Annotated in this window: 15 protein-coding genes and 1 tRNA gene; 9 read left to right on the top strand and 7 right to left on the bottom strand. The window is 42.2% G+C overall.

The annotated features are described in order from the left end of the window. The first annotated feature begins 414 nt into the window (after positions 1–414). On the top strand, positions 415–1,191 hold the full coding sequence (locus RMY63_RS11870; RefSeq protein ID WP_322728895.1) for a PEP-CTERM sorting domain-containing protein: 777 nt from the start codon (positions 415–417) through the stop codon (positions 1,189–1,191). 318 nt (positions 1,192–1,509) lie between these two features. On the opposite strand, the gene RMY63_RS11875 is transcribed toward RMY63_RS11870, so the two are convergent. Next, on the bottom strand, positions 1,510–2,817 hold the full coding sequence (locus tag RMY63_RS11875; RefSeq protein WP_322728896.1) for a recombinase family protein: 1,308 nt from the start codon (positions 2,815–2,817) through the stop codon (positions 1,510–1,512). A 227-nt stretch (positions 2,818–3,044) separates the two neighbouring features. On the opposite strand from RMY63_RS11875, the gene RMY63_RS11880 reads away from it, so the two are divergent. Genes RMY63_RS11880 through RMY63_RS11895 form a run of 4 tightly spaced genes read left to right on the top strand, consistent with a single transcriptional unit; the run spans position 3,045 to position 8,172 of the window. Then, positions 3,045–4,259: a transposase gene (locus RMY63_RS11880; RefSeq protein WP_322728897.1), complete on the top strand. Its 1,215-nt coding sequence runs from the start codon at positions 3,045–3,047 to the stop codon at positions 4,257–4,259. A 25-nt stretch (positions 4,260–4,284) separates the two neighbouring features. After that, positions 4,285–5,868 (top strand): class I SAM-dependent DNA methyltransferase, encoded by a 1,584-nt coding sequence (locus tag RMY63_RS11885; RefSeq protein WP_322728898.1) that lies wholly within the window; start codon positions 4,285–4,287, stop codon positions 5,866–5,868. Next, positions 5,798–7,483 (top strand): type I restriction enzyme subunit R domain-containing protein, encoded by a 1,686-nt coding sequence (locus tag RMY63_RS11890; RefSeq protein ID WP_322728899.1) that lies wholly within the window; start codon positions 5,798–5,800, stop codon positions 7,481–7,483. Before RMY63_RS11885 ends, RMY63_RS11890 begins: the two co-directional genes overlap by 71 nt. Next, a complete protein-coding gene (locus tag RMY63_RS11895; protein WP_322728900.1) occupies positions 7,480–8,172 on the top strand; it encodes a SprT family zinc-dependent metalloprotease in 693 nt (230 codons plus the stop codon). The genes RMY63_RS11890 and RMY63_RS11895 overlap by 4 nt, the downstream gene beginning before the upstream one ends. Positions 8,173–8,175: 3 nt before the next feature. On the opposite strand, the gene RMY63_RS11900 is transcribed toward RMY63_RS11895, so the two are convergent. The 3 genes from RMY63_RS11900 to RMY63_RS11910 form a co-directional block, all read right to left on the bottom strand. After that, positions 8,176–8,248, bottom strand: a tRNA-Ala gene (locus RMY63_RS11900). A gap of 66 nt (positions 8,249–8,314) precedes the next feature. Continuing rightward, complete coding sequence (locus RMY63_RS11905) at positions 8,315–9,043, bottom strand: HAD family phosphatase (RefSeq protein WP_322728901.1); 729 nt, start codon at positions 9,041–9,043, stop codon at positions 8,315–8,317. Continuing rightward, entirely contained in the window at positions 9,040–9,924 is an 885-nt protein-coding gene (locus RMY63_RS11910; RefSeq protein WP_322728902.1) for a class I SAM-dependent methyltransferase, read from the bottom strand. Before RMY63_RS11910 ends, RMY63_RS11905 begins: the two co-directional genes overlap by 4 nt. A 404-nt stretch (positions 9,925–10,328) precedes the next feature. Here RMY63_RS11910 and RMY63_RS11915 point away from each other — a divergent pair, with 404 nt between their 5' ends. After that, entirely contained in the window at positions 10,329–11,510 is a 1,182-nt protein-coding gene (locus tag RMY63_RS11915; RefSeq protein ID WP_322728903.1) for an RtcB family protein, read from the top strand. A gap of 298 nt (positions 11,511–11,808) precedes the next feature. On the opposite strand, the gene RMY63_RS11920 is transcribed toward RMY63_RS11915, so the two are convergent. Further along, positions 11,809–12,957 carry an alanine--glyoxylate aminotransferase family protein gene (locus RMY63_RS11920; protein WP_322728904.1) on the bottom strand — a complete coding sequence of 383 codons (1,149 nt, stop codon included), beginning with the start codon at positions 12,955–12,957 and terminating at the stop codon, positions 11,809–11,811. 174 nt (positions 12,958–13,131) lie between these two features. Here RMY63_RS11920 and RMY63_RS11925 point away from each other — a divergent pair, with 174 nt between their 5' ends. The 3 genes from RMY63_RS11925 to RMY63_RS11935 all read left to right on the top strand — a co-directional run bounded on the left by RMY63_RS11925 (position 13,132) and on the right by RMY63_RS11935 (position 14,807). Beyond that, the gene (locus RMY63_RS11925; protein WP_322728975.1) at positions 13,132–13,521 is read left to right on the top strand and encodes a DUF1499 domain-containing protein; all 390 of its coding nucleotides are present in this window, start codon (positions 13,132–13,134) and stop codon (positions 13,519–13,521) included. Between the two features lie 336 nt (positions 13,522–13,857). Beyond that, the gene (locus RMY63_RS11930) at positions 13,858–14,526 is read left to right on the top strand and encodes a DUF1345 domain-containing protein (RefSeq protein ID WP_322728905.1); all 669 of its coding nucleotides are present in this window, start codon (positions 13,858–13,860) and stop codon (positions 14,524–14,526) included. 38 nt (positions 14,527–14,564) lie between these two features. After that, positions 14,565–14,807 (top strand): hypothetical protein, encoded by a 243-nt coding sequence (locus RMY63_RS11935; RefSeq protein WP_322728906.1) that lies wholly within the window; start codon positions 14,565–14,567, stop codon positions 14,805–14,807. Between the two features lie 247 nt (positions 14,808–15,054). Here RMY63_RS11935 and RMY63_RS11940 read toward each other — a convergent pair whose 3' ends face one another. Together RMY63_RS11940 and RMY63_RS11945 are read right to left on the bottom strand one after the other, a co-directional pair. Then, positions 15,055–15,222: a hypothetical protein gene (locus RMY63_RS11940; RefSeq protein WP_322728907.1), complete on the bottom strand. Its 168-nt coding sequence runs from the start codon at positions 15,220–15,222 to the stop codon at positions 15,055–15,057. A gap of 239 nt (positions 15,223–15,461) precedes the next feature. Then, positions 15,462–19,694 (bottom strand): PAS domain S-box protein, encoded by a 4,233-nt coding sequence (locus RMY63_RS11945; RefSeq protein ID WP_322728908.1) that lies wholly within the window; start codon positions 19,692–19,694, stop codon positions 15,462–15,464. Between the last annotated feature and the right edge of the window lie 198 nt (positions 19,695–19,892).

The raw sequence follows: 19,892 nt of genomic DNA on the forward strand, positions 1-19,892 counted from the left end.
ATATTACTATGGATGAAATAATAATTCAAGTTGCTAGTTACCAATTCAGGTGAATATAACGTCTTTATTTAAGCAATAAACACATAAGTGTGACTACAACTCTTATAAAATATAACTTTTCGTAGGTAAAAACATTTAAAGTAACCTTCAGTACTTTAAAGATTCCATAAATTAAGCCTGTAGTAGTTGATTTTTCGTATGTAATTAGTAACACTGAATACATCGCCAGCAACTCAAATAAAAAGCTATTAAAGTTTAAGCCATATCTGCAATTTTGTATAACAAGCAGCACTTACCTATTGCTGTGTAAATGCATCTTGTGGGAGTTTATGCTTGCGACTTTGAGATGAATAGTAAATCTCAATACTAAGTCAATCTACTATCAACCTCTACCTATTTAAAAAAATGATTTTAATGACAATATTTCAAGTGAAAAATAAGTTACGCAAAGCTTTTCTAGGGAGAACATTAACTGGATTTATCCTAAAAAACAGGTTCCAGAAAAAGTTACCAATAGTTAGTGCAGGAGGAGTTATAACTGCTATTTTACTTGGTACTATTACTTCAGCTAAAGCAGCAGAAATTTCTTTTTCGCCAGGAGACGGTGTTCCACCAGTAGTCGTATCACCTCCATTCGGAGAGCTAGCTTCAGGGGGAGAAGTTGGAACAGCATTTATTAACAAAGGCGTTGATTTTAGTTTTGGTGGACGTGAAGGTATCTTTAACGATCCTCCTTTAGCATTTGGTGGAGTAAACAGTAGCAATAATGTTGACCTCATTTCTCCAGTGGATGGTCGAATTGTGTTACCAGGAACTCTCAACAATGGATTGACAAGTTTCCTTTCAATTGAAGCTGGTGCTTCTAATCCAGGGCAACTTCTGCTAGAAGTTTTTGACGCAGGTGGAGCTTTATTATCCTCTGTGGCTAATAACTTACCACTTGGTCCTAACGGTCGTACTACTTTGACAATAGACCGAGGTGGTATCTTTGATATCGCTTCTTTTAAAGTCTCCACTCCTGTTAATGATGCATTTGGAGTAAACTTCATAAAACTAGAAACCCCAATGGCTGCTGATTCTCAATCCGTTCCTGAACCTTCTACTATCTTAAGTTTATTAACAGTTGGTGCTATTGGTGTAGCGTTACGTTGCAAACGTCAGCAACAAGAAAAGGAAACCGCCAAAGTCTAACCTAAGCCATATTTCCCGATATTTATGAAACTAGGACACTAAAACCGCTTGTGTGGCGGGTTGAGGTGAAATGGGTTATGAGACAGCATTTCTCATAACCTATTCAACAATTGAATGCTCTATGTTGGTAATCAACCACGGGGCGATCGCAGACTAAAACTCACATTCTGCAATGCGCTCGTAAAATATAGGGCGGACACCCCCTCTGCCTCCTGCCTTAAAGCGCATAACCTTCCATCATCACCAAAAGCTGACAAGACCCATTACTGGAGTATATTTGCAAAGGTGAGATACTCCCATTTATAACCGCCCTTTAACTCAAAAAATAAAAATAACTTGGAGTTTTAATTCTTTATTCTGACAAACAATCTCAATTTGCCTAATAAATTCTCGAAAGTAAAATCGTCGTTCTGTTTCCGACAAATCTAACCAAAATTGTGGTATAGAAACAGCTTGAGCAACAGAACGCAAGTTAACCGGGGGGAGAGTTGCTAGCTTTGCTTCGAGTGCAGAAATTTCTGTGCGGAGTTTGTAAGCCCTTAACTTTGCTGTTTCGTCATCTAAAATTCCAGTTTCAATTAAAGCGGGTAACTGAGCAAGTATTTCTTGCTGACGAGCGATCGCTTGCCCTAAACTATTCTTGACTGCATCCAACTGGGGAAAATTCATTCCTGCTACCGCCAGAGGTAAATCACGGCAAACGGTTTCAATGGTATGTTCTAACACTTCTTGGTAGGGAATAGCCTTACACTTGGGGTTTTGGGGACAGGTAGTAGAACGTAAATAAAGATACTCTTTATCTTGGTTGCGTTGGGTAACACGGGTAACTGTCAGATGCGAGTGACACTCAGCGCAGACAACCAACCCAGCGAGAGAACGCGGTGCGCTAGCAGTTCGGGATGGTAAACGGCTGTTACGGCGTAAAAGTCGGTCAACTTGGGCTGCTTCTTCCTTAGAAATTATCGGAATATGGGTATTGGAGATAATTTCACCATTTTGGTAAGCTGTATTGCCGCGATAGACTGGATTAGTCAGCCAGCGTCTTCCGGTGGTGACGGAGATTTTCTTGCCGTATTTTTTCGCCAAGTAACGCACTGAACCCCGCAGGGAACCATAGAGTAAAAAGTGTTCAAAAAAATCTTTGACTACTGGTGAAGTACTGCGATCAATGGTATATTTTCCCTTACCTCTGCGATAGCCGTAGGGAACTTTGCCCGGTGGCGGTGCAACCTCAAGACGATTACGGGCGTGTCCTTGGCGGATGCGACGACTACGTTGCTGACGTTGGATTGCGTGTAGCAAATTCAGCAAGTTAGCCCCCAGAGGGTAATTTTCGGAAGTGTAGGGTTGTTCAGTGGCGATTACTGCGATTCCCATGACTTCGAGTTGATTGAGGCGATCGCTAATTTCCTCCACAGTATCCCCCAATTCTTCCAACCGACGAATCAAAAGATAATCTGCTGGTTCCGTTTGGCAATCGGTAAATAATTGTTGTAATTGCGATCGTTCAGAAGAGTCTGGCTTGCCCAAATCTTCATAAACCCGATCCACCTCCCAACCCCAATCGGCTCGATCAAGAGAAGATTCTAATAGCGGATCGGTGTAAGAGTAAGCAATTATTTTCAAAGGTTTAGCGCAGCATCACAAAGAAATGATATCAGTTGTAAAGGCAAATTTCTGATCGTCAAAAGCCGGGGCTAGGCAACAGCACTCCAGAAGCTAACAATTACTCACTTTTACTCACTCTCTTTGATAGCCCAGGAATAAACTCACGTAACACATCAGTCTTGCTGCTTGATGTTTGCTTAGAGAATGCCTCAAGGACTTGTAGTTCTTGGTTTGGAATCCTGATTGTGAGCAATATTCATCTGGCATTGTCTGGCATTTGTCTGTACAATAATTCGATGATAATAGGATTCAAAACACAACTCAAGATTAATCAATCGCAACGCCTACTACTTGCCAAACACGCAGGTACGGCAAGACACGCATGGAATCAAGGTTTGTGTTTATGCAAGGAGGTGCTCAATTACAACCGCATCAATCCTGATGAGAAAATCAAATTTCCGTCAGCGATCGATTTACACAAGTGGCTAGTAGTATCGGTTAAAGTCGCTAATCCTTGGTACTACGAGGTGAGCAAATGCGCCCCTCAGTATGCACTCAGAGCTTTATCTGATGCGTTTAAAGCCTTCTTTAAAAAGGTCAAAGGATTTCCCAAATTCAAGAAGAGAGGACGTAACGACAGTTTTACCTTGGATGGCTCAATTCAGATTGACCATCGTCAAGTAAAAGTGCCTGTAATTGGTTGGATTAAGACTTACGAGCGATTACCTCATGGGGTAAGACCTAAATCAGTCACAATTAGCACAAGTGCAGATAAGTGGTTTATCTCATTCAAGATTGAGGTAGAGCCAAGCGATTCATTAAAGCTAGTAGATGTTGTTGGTGTGGATTTAGGGATTAACCACCTAGCTACATTATCAACTGGTGAAGTGTTTGACGGTGCGAAAAGCTACAAGAGCTCCGAGAATAAATTATCTCGGATGCAGTGGCTTAATCGGCGCAAACAAGTAGGGTCAAGCAATTGTAAAAAAGCCCAATTGAAAGTGGCGAAACTGCATCGCAAAGTAGCCAATATCCGTAAGCACACATTAGACAAAATCACGACTTATATCAGCAAAAACCACGCTGTAATCGGGATTGAAAATTTGAATGTGCGCGGGATGTTATCCAATGGAAAACTAGCCAAAGCGCTCGCGGATATGGGATTTTATGAGTTCCGCAGGCAGTTAGAGTACAAAACTCAATTGTATGGGAGCAAACTTGTGGTCGTAGATAGGTTTTATCCGAGTAGCAAGACTTGCTCTAGCTGTGGAATTAAAAAAGAATCTCTGTCTCTCAAAGAACGTATTTTCATCTGTGAGCATTGTTTATTTGAATGCGACAGAGATTTAAATGCATCGATTAATTTGGAGAAGGCGGCCAGATCGGTCGTGTCAGCTTGTGGACTGGATAGTGCCGACACTTCCAGGTTGAAGCAAGAAGAAAATGTCAGCAATTGTTAGCATTTTTGGATCGGATTCTACTGTTATGGCAAAACTCACTCTTCCGAAGCTGGAACGTCACTTATTTGCGGCGGCTGATATTTTACGCGGCAAAATGGACGCTTCTGAATATAAGGAATTTATTTTTGGGATGCTGTTCTTAAAGCGGGCTGCTGATGTGTTTGATGGGCGCTATCAGCAAATTGTCAGGGAGTTTATGGATAAAGGGGAGAGTGAAGAAGCCGCTAAAGAAAGGGCCAACAACCCTAACCGCTACGTTCCAACTAATACAGAAGCTTATACGTTATTTGTGCCATTAGAATCTCGTTGGAGTACCATAGTTAACACTTTTCATCAACAAATAGGCAATAAACTTAATATTGCCCTACACAAACTTGCTGATGCTAATCCGGCGGTGCTGCGGGATGTTTTTGAGCATATTGATTTTAATAGGCAGGTGGGTGGCAAAAGTACGTTAAGCGATTTGCAATTACGTCAAATGATAGAACATTTTGACAAGCGATCGCTACGGAATGAAGATTTAGAATTTCCCGATTTATTGGGTGCGGCGTATGAGTATTTAATTTATTTCTTTGCTGACTCTGCTGGTAAAAAGGGCGGTGAATTTTATACTCCCCGTGGAGTGGTGAAGTTAATGGTGCGAATTGTCAACCCCCAAGAAAAGATGGAAGTTTATGACCCCTGTGTGGGTTCGGGGGGAATGTTAATTTTATCTAAGCAGCACATAGAAGAACACGGTGGAAATTCCCGCGATTTGAGACTCTACGGACAAGACAATAACGGGGGAGTTTGGGCTATCTGCAAGATGAATTTATTGCTGCATGGAATTCCCAATGCTGTGCTTCAGAACGACGATACCTTGATGGTGCCGATTAAAGAGGGCGGGAATTTAAAGCATTATGACCGAATATTGAGTAATCCACCCTTTTCGCAAAACTACAGCCGGGGTAATAAAGATAATGATATGGAGTTTAAAGAGCGATTCCGTGTTTTTTGCCCTACGAGTGGAAAAGCTGATTTGATGTTCGCCCAGCACATGCTAGCGGTGTTAAAGCAAGATGGAATTATGGCGACAGTAATGCCGCATGGGGTACTGTTTCGCGGTGGTGAAGAAAAGAAAATCCGCCAGTTATTTATTGAAGAAGATAATTTAGAGGCGGTGATTGGTTTACCACCACAATTATTTTATGGGACAGGGATTCCGGCGTGTATTTTGGTGATGCGTCCTACAGGTGCTAAACCAAAAGCGACTCAAGGTAAGGTGTTATTTATCAACGCTGATGCGGAATTTCAGGCTGGACGCGCTCAAAATTCTTTGCGTCCTGAACATATAGAAAAAATTGTCTCAGCTTATGAAGATTTTACAATTAATGCCGATTATCCTGGGATTCCTGGTTATGCGGCGGTGGTGACTCAACAACAATTAGCTGACTACGAATACAACTGCAATATTCGCCGCTATGCTGATAATACCCCACCGCCAGAACCTCAAGATGTGCGATCGCATCTTTTGGGTGGTGTACCCAAGTCTGAGGTGGATGCAAAGCAAGAATTGTTTACTAGTCATGGGAGCAGTCAAAGGAGCAAAAACCCTAGACCAACTTTTTGAGGTGCTATTTCAAGACTATACCGCAGAAGAACGCGCAGCGATTAAATCCAAATACGTTGGTAAGAAAAACGTCCTCAACTCCAAAGAACTGATGAAGGACAAGGCTAGGCATATTTTACGGCACTATGTCACCCGGATTATGCAGGGTAAATTTAAAGCTCAGGTAGCAGCAAGCGATCGCGATGCTTGCGTTTTGTACCAGCAATATCTTACCGCAGCCAAAGACGAACTGATTCAAGAATTAGAATCAAATGCGATTATTCTGCAAAGTCTGAAATTAGAATCAGCACCTCCCGAATACCGCACCCTGGTACAAGCTTATCCTTACCTCGATACCATCAAGCGTTTAGAATTTGCGGCGATTATCTCCGCCAACAGCAAAAAAGACCCCCAAGCCTGGAAACAATGGACGGATGAAAATAACCATACCATCTACAAAAACCGCTTTTGGAAAAACTTAGATGAAGACGGTTTAGCTTTTTTAATTGTGAATAATAAACTCTTGGTAGGCTTCGACGCACCTTTAGAACAAGTGCTATATGTAGACCGCAGCTTAGTAGAACATGATTTATTACAAGCGATCGCTCGTACTAACCGCACTGCCGAAGGTAAAGACTACGGTTTAATTGTAGACTATTACGGTATCGACATCGCCGCCGCCATGAGTGTTTACGACCAAGAAGATGTCGATGGTGCTTGGTTTGATGTCCAAGAAGAACTACCCAAACTACACGAAGCCCATCAACGGGTAATGAACTTTTGGCAAGAACGCAACTTAAATATTTACGATGACAAAGAAGCTTGTGTAAATATCCTAAATCATGACGAGCGGTCGCGTGCAGAATTTTATCAACTTCTGCGGGAGTTTCTGCAAGCAATGGATGCCTTTTTACCTCGTCCGCAAGCTTTGCGCTACCTGAAGGATGCGAAAAAAGTGGGAGAATTAAAGAAATTAGTCGATGATATTTTTCGAGATGAACGCCCAGAAGACGCGAAAGAAAAAGTTCAAGCGTTGATAGACCAACACATTCAATCTCAGGGGATTAACCTGAAAGTTTCACCAGTAAATATTTTAGACTTAGACTTTGAGCAACGGGTACAACAAAGACGTTCCGTCGAAACTCGTGCGGCCCAAATGGAACACGCTATCCGTTACCACATCCGCACCCACCTAGACGATGACCCAGTTTATTATCGCAACCTCAGCGACAAACTAGAAGAAATTTTACAACGTTTGGGTGCAGATTGGAATGCGATCGCTACAGAATTTTTAAACCTAGCGCAAAAAGTCCGAGCCGAACAAACCGAAGTCAGCGAAAATCAACCATCAGTCAGAATTCGCCCCTTCTTTAATATTCTCATCGATACGCTGGAGTCACCAACACCCGAAATTACCGCCAAACTACAAACCTTTACCACCGAACTAGTAGACTTTATCTACAACCAAAGTTATGTAATTGGTTTCTGGAACGATTTGGTAGCTAGAGAAATCCTCTGTAAAAATATCTGGCTGAAATTAGAAGATTTAAATGTCTTCCCAGATAGTAAACTGGATAGTTTAGCAGACCAAATCACCCAATTAGCCGAACGACACGATGCAAATCGAGGGCGATGAAAACCATTAATGTTGGAGAACTTTCTTTTGAACTGCGCGAAAGTCCCCGTCGTCGCACAGTTGAAATTACCATCGAACCCGACGGTCAACTAATCATCACAACACCACCTCAAGTCCCTGTAGAAAAACTAGGGAAAATTATCGAACAACGCCGCTTCTGGATTTACAGCAAACTCCTCAAAAAATCAGCTATCAAACCGCCATCTGCACAAAAAACTTATTTACCAGGCGAAGGCTTCCACTATTTAGGACGCAGTTATCGCCTGAAATTAGTAGACACCGCAGACAACCCCCTTAGATTTTACCAAGGACGCTTTGAACTTTTGCGATCGCATCAACATCAAGGTCGAGATTTATTTATTCAGTGGTATCGCGGACATATTCAACAGTATTTAGAATCAATCATTACATCTATTACTAACAGAATCGGCAAAGCACCGACTTCTATGCAAGTGCGCGAACTCGGTAATCGTTGGGGTTCATGTAATCCAAAAGGTGATATTTATTTCCACTGGCGGGTTGCTTTGCTTCCTAGTTCCATGATTGAATATGTGGTAGTGCATGAAATGGTTCACTTAGTTCAACCCAACCACAATAGAGACTTTTGGGATAGGGTAGAGCGAATCTTACCTGACTGCATGGATAGAAAAGAGTGGTTGGCGAAAAATGGCGCAACTTTCAGTTTATAAATATGGAGAATAACGGATTTGAACCGATGGCCTCTGCGGTGCGATCGCAGCACTCTACCAACTGAGCTAATTCCCCAAAATCTGTGCTAAGTCAAGAGTACTATTATCTCATTAACTCAAAACATTATCACCATAGATTATTCTAACATTCAGTTACCGATGGTTGAGGCTGCTTTTGGGAATAAACTTTTTGCACCCGTTCGAGTTCCAAATCGCTGAGATAATCAACAGTCCAGTTACAGCAGCGCTGGAGCATGTGGAATGGGTAAGTATTTGCGACGCCAACAACTTGCATTTGCGATCGCTTCGCCGCTTCGATACCTGCTGGAGTATCTTCAATTGCCAGACACTCTTGTGGTTGAAGATTCAATTCGGGATATTCTTGATTCAGGCGTTTCACTGCCAGTAGATAACCATCGGGTTCTGGCTTACTGGTGGTGATGTCGTCACCCGCGACAATGATTTTAAAATGTTCAGCTAGTTTAGCGCGATTGAGTACCAGTTGTATTTCTTTACGAATCGCGCCACTAACTAATCCTAGTTTTAGATGACGCGCTCGCACCTGAAATATTAAGTCTTCTACACCTGGATATAAAGGCAGTTTCTTTATTTTCTCTAGTTCCACCACATAGGCTTGGGCTTTGCGGTACAGCAACTGAGTTAGATAGTTTTCATTGCCTACTCTACCACGATTAGCGAGTAGTTGCTGAAAACAAACGCGATCGCTGCGTCCCAAAGAAGCTTGACGCTCACTCACTTTTTGGGGTTGGAGATTCTCTTGAATGAGAATCTCATCGATCAGTTGCAGGTGGATTGGCTCATCGTTAATGATGACACCATTAAAATCAAAGAGAACTGCCTTTAAACTCATGCCATTATGCCAAACGCTGGAGAACCAAGTCCCTCCAAATTATTATCTATTGATGTGGCAGTATACTGACGGACATTTTCGGTTGCTATTGGTTTAACGCCGCTAGTTACCTGATTTATCCACCATACATCCTGCGATCGCACTGCTTCAAATCCGGCTGCACCCATATTCGCTTCTATACTACTAGCAGCATACTCACGAATATATGGCTCCTCAAAAACATCATTAAGCCATTCTAACTGACGCAGAGTCTTCTGATTCCCATCTAGAATTAATACTTGTCCTCCAGTTACCAGCAACCGGAAGCTTTCTTGCAGAATTGCTAGAGACACTGCATCTGGTGTTTCGTGGAATAGCAAAGAAGCTGTTACTAAGTCAAAAGAAGCATCCCTCAAACCAGTTTTTTCAGCATTTCCGTGTCGCCAAAGTATCTCTAAACCAGCATTTCTAGCTTTATCTTCCGCCCTTACCAGCATATAGGGCGATAAGTCCAAACCAATAACTTCCGCTTCGGGGAAAGCCTGTTTTAACATTAAAGTAGTGGAACCTGTACCGCAGCCTAAATCGAGTATGCGTCGTGGTTTTACCTTCACGGCATCAACTAAAGCTTGACGGACAATACCTTCATTCGGTGGTAGAACATATTGAGTAACCGGATCGTAAGTAACTGCTGCATCGGAATTGAGATATCCGCCAGTAATACCGTGAAAGTTTTGATTACTGTAGTACGACGGAATTATGACATCATCTCGTCGATAGCGATCGCTCTCTTTCTCCCAATCAATACTATCAGCGTAACGCCGTAACCCGTCTTCATCAATCAAAAGACGCACTACAGGGGATAAAAAACGTTCCCAGATTGTATCTTGACGCACTGCCATATTGTGTCAGAACTTTAAGGAGCTATTTAAACAAAGTGATTTTCTTTACAAATTTTAATACATTTGAGAAACATCTGCTTTCTCCCTGTGGTAATAGGTTGACGCTTGTAATCTATTTTGTTACATTTGTAGTATATAAATGTAACTCCTAAAAGTAGTTCTTCAGCTTCACAAAAATTCAGAGAGCCAAATGAAAGACAATACAACATTTATATTGCTACAACTAACTAGTACAGCACGGCGGAAATAAACCAACCATCTAAAATCCGGGAAAAGCTTACAAAATAAGCATTCTTTCTTTTGCCTTTTGCCTTTTTACTTTTGCCTTCTTGTACTAGGTAATGGGTTATAAGTCATACCGATAATTATCACTGCCCTATACCAAATCCAAAATAGAAAAAATTATGCCCTACGAAAAGTTAGAAATTACCACACCAGCACCCGTCTTATCTTGGGCAAATCACTCTTTGGGGCCAGAAGAAACCAAGATGGCCAAGAATGTGGCATCATTACCATTTGTATTTAAGCACGTGGCATTAATGCCAGACGTTCACTTAGGAAAAGGTGCTTTAGTGGGTTCTGTAATTGCAACCAAAGAGGCGATTATCCCAGCTGCTGTGGGCGTCGATATTGGTTGTGGGATGAGCGCTATCAAAACATCATTTACCGCCGAACAACTAGAAGGGAAACTAAAGAAAATTCGCCTGGATATTGAAGCTGCAATTCCGACTGGATTCAACGAAAACAAAGACGTTGAAAAATCCGTCAGTAATTGGCAACACTGGGATGATTTTAAAGACTTGCATCGCGGTGTGCAAGACCTACAAGCTAAAGCAATGAAACAGATGGGTTCTCTCGGTGGAGGAAACCACTTTATTGAAATCTGCCTCGATACAGAGAATCAAGTTTGGCTGATGCTGCATTCTGGTTCGCGTAACATTGGCAATAAACTTGCCCAGTGTCATATTCACACAGCCAGAGAATTAGCAAAAATGGCAGGTAATAAATTGCCTGACCCGGACTTAGCTCACTTTGTCGCTGGTACGCCAGAATTCCAGGCATATTGGCACGATTTACAATGGTCACAAAACTACGCGCGTGTCAACCGTGATGTGATGATGGCGCGTTTTAAGCACATAGTTGAGAAGCATTTAGCCGGTGGGAAGGCAACTAAACCTTTATTGCAGGTTAATTGTCATCACAATTACGCCGAAAAAGAAGTGCATTTTGACGAGGATGTATACGTTACTCGTAAGGGTGCAGTCCGTGCCCAGACTGAAGATTATGGGATTATTCCTGGTTCAATGGGGGCAAAGTCTTTCATTGTTAAGGGTAAAGGTAATGCCCACAGTTTTTGTTCTTGTTCTCACGGTGCAGGGCGTTTGTTATCTAGAAATAAGGCAAAAAATGTCTACACACTTGATGATTTGATTGAGCAAACAAATGGTGTAGAATGCCGCAAAGATGAGGGCGTGTTAGATGAAATTCCCGGTGCTTATAAACCGATAGAACAAGTTATGGAAAATCAAGCGGATTTGGTTGAGGTTGTAGCAACGCTCAAGCAAGTTCTTTGTGTTAAGGGATAAGTTTGTCGAGTGGGCAATGCCCACCTTTTTTTATTTTTTAAACGCAGAGGTACGCTGAGGGAAGCGCAGAGGTACGCTGAGGAATAGATGATTGTTTTAAGTGAATTGACTGAACAAATAGAGCCAGTCCTAGCCTCGGAACGCCTTGGTGTTCTTTATACAGCAGTTTGCAAGTAAATGAGGTATGAAATCAATTCGCAATTCGCAATTCGCAATTCGCAATAGTCAGCGTCCATAAAATTTCGCCTTTTGTATCAGGTGCGTTACACTACTGTTAACGTACCTGATTGCGTAAAAACTACTTAGGTAAAACCTGCCGTAGTGCTGCTAAAAGTTGGTCAACACTTTCTTTTCGACTATTAAAGCCCATTAATCCCACGCGCCAAACAAGACCCGCGAGTTCGCCAAGACCACCGCCAATTTCAATATTATGTTCATTGAGTAACTGCCGAGCGATCGCTTTCCCATCTATCCCGGCTGGAATACGGACAGTGGTAAGCGTTGGCAGTCTATACTCTTGCTCAACGTGCATACTCAGTCCTAAATTCTCTAAACCTTCCCAGAGATATTCTACGTTCTTTTGATGCCGCTGCCAGGAATTTCCTAATCCCTCTTCTGCAAGCAAACGTAGTGCTTCCCGCAATGCATAGTATAAATTAATCGGTGCTGTGTGGTGATAGGTGCGTTCAGCGCCCCAATACTTGCCCAGCAACAACATGTCTAAATACCAGTTTGCAACTTTCGTTTGCCGTTGTTGCAATTTCTCAACTGCACGCGCACTCATTGTAAAAGGAGAAGCACCGGGCGGGCAACCTAACCCTTTTTGGCTACAACTATAAGCTAGGTCAACTCCCCAAGCATCCAAAAACAAGGGGACACCACCCAAACTTGTCACGGTATCCACTAATAACAAAGTGCCAAATTCACGACACAAATCAGCCACCCCTTCCAACGGTTGACGTGCGCCGGTGGAAGTTTCGGCATGAACTAGAGCTAAGATAGCTGGACGATGAGTTTTTAAGGCAGTTTGGAGTTCCTCCAAGTTGAAAACTTGTCCCCAAGGTTTGGTAATGGTTCGCACATCAGCGCCATAACGTCCAGCCATATCTACGAGGCGATTACCAAAATAACCAGCTACACCAATTAAAACCACATCACCGGGTTCTACAGCATTGGCGATGGTTGCTTCCATTGCGGCTGTTCCCGTACCGCTGACTGCAATGGTAAGTGAGTTTTCTGTTTGCCATACGTAGCGTAGCAACGACTGAATTTCATCCATGAGTGCGAGAAAAGCTGGGTCAAGATGCCCAACGGGTGAAGTATTCATCGCTTGCAGAACTGTCGGATGGGCATTAGATGGCCCTGGCCCCAACAGCAGACGGGATGGAATTTCTAGCGGCGTGAGTTGCAACCGCCCGGAGTCGTTAATTGAAATTGTTTGCGTCATAAATCTCTCTTCATTTAGACGATACTTACCGGATCATAGAGCGAACGCATCACCAATATTTTAGTGAATCTGTCATTTGCCAGAAGATGCGATTACGGCAAAGTAGGCAAAGTATTACAGTGATTCAAACAAATGTGTGAGAGTATATTTATTCACTCACCTGGAGACACAATTATGGTTTTTGCTGGCAAACGACCAAATAATTTAGGTATTAACAACGGTAAATTAGCATCCTGCCCTAATTCCCCCAATTGCGTTTCTAGTCAGAGTACAGATGCATCTCACCAAATTGCACCACTGACTTTTGCATCTACTCCAGAAGAAGCGATTACTAATCTTAAACAGATTATTGAGTCTTTACCAAGAACCAAAATCATTACTGACAATAAAGATTATTTATATGCAGAATTTAAAAGTGCTTTACTGGGATTTGTGGATGATGTAGAATTCTATCTAGACCGGAATACCAATGTTATCCATGTGCGTTCAGCTTCACGTTTGGGTCAGAGCGATTTGGGTGTTAATCGTCAACGAATAGAGACGATTAGAGCCAAGTTCAAGTAATTTGTAATTGAACTAAAGACTGGAGATTAAAGACTGTGAGACAATTTTGGATTTTGGATTTTGGATTTTGGATTTATTCTCGCGTTTAAATTCGGGAGCCACTGCGTTGGACGGGTTCCCCGGCTTGAAGCAGGTGGCGTGGGCTTCAAACCAATTTAAATTCTAAATGAGAGAATTTTCAATCCAAAATTTAAAATTTAAAATCTAAAATTCGGTGAAGATCAAGAAGTAGTTGAGACCCCAGTCAAACCTGGAATGACGATTGTGTAATGTGGTGTGGTGTTTCACCGAAAATTATGAATTACGAATTAGTTAAACTCTGCGATCGCAATATTTGTGAGACTTAATTTATTTAAAAACTTTGACTCCCGACCCCGACTGATGATTGCTGTCGGACTTGCGGTATTAGTTTCAGTAATCCTGCCGCCTTGGCTGCACTTACCCACTCGCATTCTCTGCGCTTGGGACTTTGGTGCTGACTTTTTCTTAGCCGTAACGTGGTGGAAAATGAATAAGGCTACGCCAGAAAAAATTCGCCGTTATGCTGAGAATGAATATGAAGGACATTTGGCTATATTCATGCTGGTGATAAGTGCAGCTAGTGCGAGTGTTTTAGCCATTGGGTTTTTACTAAATGATAAAAAAGGATTGTCAACAATTCTGCTTACCCTACATGTCCTACTTTCAATTATGACCATTATCGGTTCTTGGTTACTAGTGCATACGATGTTTGCAGTGCAATATGCACACAGCTATTACAAATATATTAATCGTAATCATAGTGAAGAAATCACCAGAGGTTTAGATTTTCCTGATAACGACTGTCCAGACTATTGGGAATTTTTATATTATTCATTTGTAGTCGGCATGACCAGTCAAGTTTCAGATGTGCAGACAACATCACCCGATATGAGGCGCTTGACTCTGTTACATGGCATATTATCCTTCTTTTTCAATACCACCATTTTAGCGATGAGTATTAATATCATTGCATCGTTGATTTAAATAAAAAAGTAAAATTGTAAGAGTTAAACACAAAGAAAATGACCGACACACCTTTCCCTAGCCGACTAGACCGTGCTGAACAAATAATTTTAGGATTAGCTGAAAGACAAGCTAATACCCAGACACAAGTAGATGAACTAAGGCAGGAAATGAGAGAGCTTACAGCGAGTGTTAACAACCTTACAGATAATGTTGACCGTGTTTTAGCTCGTAGTGCAATTTTGGATGACGTATTGCTTGAGTTACGTGATAGTCATGAACAACACCAGCATATATTTTGAAGAACATCAACGCACTACTAATGCTGCATTACAAAGCCTTGAATCAATACTTTTGCAGTTAATTAGAAACAATTCTTGAGATAAGTAGGTCGACAGAATAAAACCAAACTATGTTAACAAAAATGAACGACTTTTGACTTTTGACTTTTGACTTCCCCGTTCGCGTAGCGTCTCGCAGAGAAGGGGCTGACCGGATACCGAGAGTAGTGGATAAGCCTACACCGTAGTGTAAGAGTATGTCACTAAATTAACTCGCGTGTTCCCAGTCACTAAGTAACTCATGTTGTTGTGCTATTTTATGGCATTTACGGAATGGTACTTTAGGAGTACCAATACTCCTACCAGGAAAAGACTGTTTTTTCGTCTTGGTAGGTCTATTTTCTAGGGTTGTTGAACTGAACTGTTGGGTTTTCATTGGTAAATAAATCTCTGATTAAAACCTGAGCACCAATTTATAACATCAATTGGCAAACGGCAAATTTCTGAAGAAAAATAAAAAGTTTATTTACTCTCAACTGGTTGCGGCGTTAGCGAACGCAAGTGCGTCTTATAGAGAAGCGGTAGCATTTTTGAGCTGATTACCCAACCCCAATCCCTTATCCCCATTACCCCTTATCCCCAGAGGGGCCCCACCTTCCGCAGTCCTTTTTATGGTTAATTGTGCCCAATGAGACTAAGGATCGCTGTAGCTAAATCCACTGGATCGACAGGTTTAGGTAGATGTTTTTGAAATCCTGCTGCCATTGCTTGGTTGTAGTTAAGTTCTCCAGCATAAGCAGTCAAAGCGATCGCTGGAATTTGTCCGCCTTGCTCTGGCGGTAATTTTCTCACTTCGCCCAGCAACATATACCCATCCATTAAGGGCATTCCAATATCGCTTAAGAGAATATCTGGCTTTGACTGCACTAATGTTTGCAGCGCTTCATCTGCTGATTCAACTGCCGTTACCGTTGCGCCATATTGTTCCAGCGCAAAGCTAAAAAACTCTCGCACATCAGCTTGATCGTCCACGAGCAGGATTTGGACTCCCGCAAGTAATGTATCGTCATTACTGACTTCTGGTTGAGAAGCCTCACCACTGCTAACTCGCAACTCAGAATTTTTCAGCAAAGGTAGTTTGACTGTGAAGGTAGCCCCTTGTCCTTCTCCCAGACTCTCTGCCTGAACTGTACCACCGTGAAGTTCTACTAAATGGCGCACAATTGCCAGTCCCAATCCCAACCCGCCAAATACTCTGGTTGTCTTAGCATCTGCTTGCCGGAAGTAATCAAAGACGTAGGGTAAAAATTCTGGGTTAATTCCTTTACCTGTATCAATTACCTGGATTTGAGCGTCTAAACCAACTTGCTCTAGACGCACTTCTACAAGTCCTTCTGTGGGTGTGAATTTGACGGCATTGGAGAGGAGATTCCACATCACTTGTTGCAAGCGATCGCCATCACCGAGAACTTTGCCGATATCATTACTTAATACCGTTTGAATTTGAATTGATTTGGCTTCTGCTGCTAAACGCACCGTTTCTAATGCAGATGCGATCGCTATTTTCAAATTCACTGCATGGAGATTTAACCTAACCTTACCTTGCAAAATCCGCGAAACATCAAGTAAATCTCCAATCAATTGGGTTTGTAACTTGGCATTGCGCTCGATTGTTTCCAATGCCTGGATTTTAGTAGCTTCGTCGAACTTGCGGGTTCTGAGTAACTTTGCCCATCCTAAAATCGGATTCAAGGGAGTTCTAAGTTCGTGGGAAAGGACAGCCAGAAATTCATCTTTAATGCGGTTGGCTGTCTCGGCTTCTGCCCTGGCAATCTTTTCAGCTTCGTAAAGTTGAGCGCGGGCGATGGCTTGTGCACACTGTTGTCCCAGTGTCAACATAAATCCCCGGTCTTCTTCATTAAATATTTGTCCAGTAGTAAAGCTTAATCCCAAAGCCCCAATTACTTTACCTTCTACCACCAAGGGAATGGAAGCCAAGGCATTATTCCCTATAACAGTCACAACATCTGCTAAGTCAGGATATCTCGCAATCATGGCTGCTAAATTTTCTAAAAAAATCGGCTGCCCAGTTCTGACTGTTTCTGCTATTTGGTTAGGTGCTGTGATGGGAAAAGTTGTCGAAGTATTTATCAGCGTTTGCGGATAGCCAATTGCTTGCACAACTTTTAGGGTAGTATTTCCCTCAGTAAGTAAGACAACGGAACCACCAGTAGCTTCCAAGGCGGCAATGCCTTGGTTTACCACTACATCGGCTACCTGTTGGGGAGTTAAGGCTTCCGAGAAGGCAGCAGTTATTTTTTGTAAAAGTATGGTGCGATTGACAGACCGTTGAGTTTCCTGGTAAAGTCTGGCGTTGTCGATGGCTGTCGCCGCTCGCCGAGCAATATCTTCTGCTAAAGCCAAGTCTGTTTGTTGATAGTACCGACCAGATTCGGCGGTAAAAAAAGAGATTGCTCCAAATAATTGCCCACGGGAACGAACTGGAATTACCATCAGAGAACGAATACCTAGACTTTGCAGCAATTGTAGATGTTCGTCGTCTTCAGACATCTGTAGAAGATGTGAGTCAGATAATTCAGGATAAAAGATAGATATTCCTAAGCGTAGCTGCCGTACAAGCTGTTTGGCTTTGGTTTTGGGTCGATAACGCCGTCGGATTTCGTCTAAAATATTTAGTTTTGTGGAATCGGCAATTGCGATCGCAATTTGTTTACTTGACCAATCTTCCTGGAAGACATCTACAATACACAAGTCGGCTAAAGTTGGAACTGCTAGATTAGCTACATTTTCCAAGGTGATTTCATAATCCAATGAGCCAGCTAGTAAGGTGCTGGCTTCGACTAAAAAGTTTTGTGTGGCTTCAACTCGTTTGCGATGGCTAATATCCTCAATAATCCCTAATGCATACATTGGTTCAAGGTTCGCATCCCAAACTGCTGATGAAGTTAGGTTTGCCCAAACGATAGAACCATCTTTGCGAATGTAACGCTTCTCTAGGGAATAACCACTAATTTCTTTTGCTAAAACTCGCCGAGCATTTTCCCAATCAACTTCTAAGTCGTCAGGGTGGCTAATTTCCTGAAAGTTCATTTGAATTAACTCTTCATGGCTATACCCAGTAATTTCGCATAGGGCAGGATTAACTTGCAGAAATCGTCCATCCAACCCTACTAAAGTAATACCGACAGCTGCCTGATTGAACATTGCCCGAAACCTTTCTTCGCTTTCTCGCAAAGCAACTTCTGTTTGCTTTGCTGCTGTCACCTCTGCCAAAATAATCCCAATTCCTACCGTTTCACCGATTGCGTTATCAACTGGGTAATAGTTGCCCAGCCAGTAACCGTAACGTCTTGGTTGTCCTCTTGTCTCACCGCTGATTTCCATATTCAGCAGGGGTTCTCCAGTATCTAACACGCGCTGTAACTGTGGCTCTAACTCAGCCGCCATCGCTGCCAACACTTCCCTAAATTTGCGTCCTAGATGTTCTTCTATAGCTAAACCGTTAATGTCAGCGAAAACTTGATTAATGCGGATATATCGCAGTTCTTGATCCAAAAAGCATACAGCAATAGGAGCCGCTTCTAGCAGCGCATCTAGAAGAGATAGAGATTCAGCATAATGGACTAAAGCTTGGTGGATGTCTCGATAAAGTTGGGCATTTTCCACTGCTAAGGCAGCACGATGAGTAATATCTGTTGCTAAAGTTAGGTCAGTGCGATCGTAGCGATGATCCGATTGGGTGTTGATAAAGGTAATACAGCCGAGTATGCGCCCTTTTGCGATTAACGGCACAATCATTACAGACTTCATCCCCAATTGCCGAACAAGTTCTAAGTGTTCCTGATTCTGAGTAGTTGCTACTAATAGCGAGTCAGATACCTCTGAGATTAATTCGCTTTGCCCGGTTTGCAGTACTCTGGTAATTGCACTTGCACCCTTGTAATCTGTCACATACTCCTGAAGTTTACGCGCCAACTCTGCTTGCGATGGGTCTGCATGGGCAATGGGTAGGCGGCGAATGGAACCATCTTCATTTAAAATATCGACGCTACACCAATCAGCTAGCTGAGGAACTGAAATTTTGGCGATCTGTTGTAAGGTTTGTTCATAATCTAACGAAGTAGAAAGTACACTACTAATTTGGGCGATATAGCGGAGTCTTTCCTCAGCCTGTTTGTGCTCTGTAATATTTACACCTGCACAGGTAATACCTAAAATACTATTGTCTGCATCCCTTAGTGGTTCAACTAGCAAATCATAAAAACAGTCTTTTCCAGAAGTTGTCAGATAAACTTCTTCACGGGTTGCAACACCAGTCTCTATTACCTTTAGCTTAATTGCCTGCAATTGCGCTGCTACTGAGGCTGAAAATAGTTCATTATCAGACTTACCTAACATTTCCTCAGCAGTGTCTAGACCTTGAGGATTATGAATCCACTGATATCGCAAATCGCGATCCTGCTGAAAGACCACGATATCTGAACTACTTAAGGCTAATCGAAATCGCTCCTCACTAACTCTCAGCTTTTGGAGATTTTCATCAGCCCGTCTTTTAGCAGTTTTTAATGCCTCACATAAGATACTAAAGAGCAATCCTTGTAATGCAAATAACCCAATTCGCACAGAATTGGATAAATCAAAACTCAGCTCATAAGCTGGAGGGAGAAAAAAGTAATCGCTCAGTAACGCAGACAAGGAAGTTGCTAATAGCCCTGATTTCAAACCACCATACCAAGCGCTCACCATGACAGCGCTAAAAAATAGCAGGAAAGAAGTTCCATTCATGCTTAACCAGGGGTCTAGCATTAACATTAGCACTAATGCAAGTGCGACAATTAATACAACGATGCCATAACGCAATAACTGAGAATAATGAATATGGGGCATGAAAAGTTCTTGGAACAACCAATACTCATTGCAGAGGCTGTACATACCCTAAGCTAGTTTGCAAACTTTAGTAACTTATCTCAAGATAGATTTTTGCTGAGTTATAAAAACATCTTTTGCTAGAGGTTAACTTGTTATTTATCTGATATGTAAAGGAAAAATCTAACTCGCTCCCTCAAGATAAATGATACTGTTTTG

The sequence above is a fragment of the Nostoc sp. ChiQUE01b genome (assembly GCF_034531255.1).
GTDB lineage: Bacteria > Cyanobacteriota > Cyanobacteriia > Cyanobacteriales > Nostocaceae > Nostoc.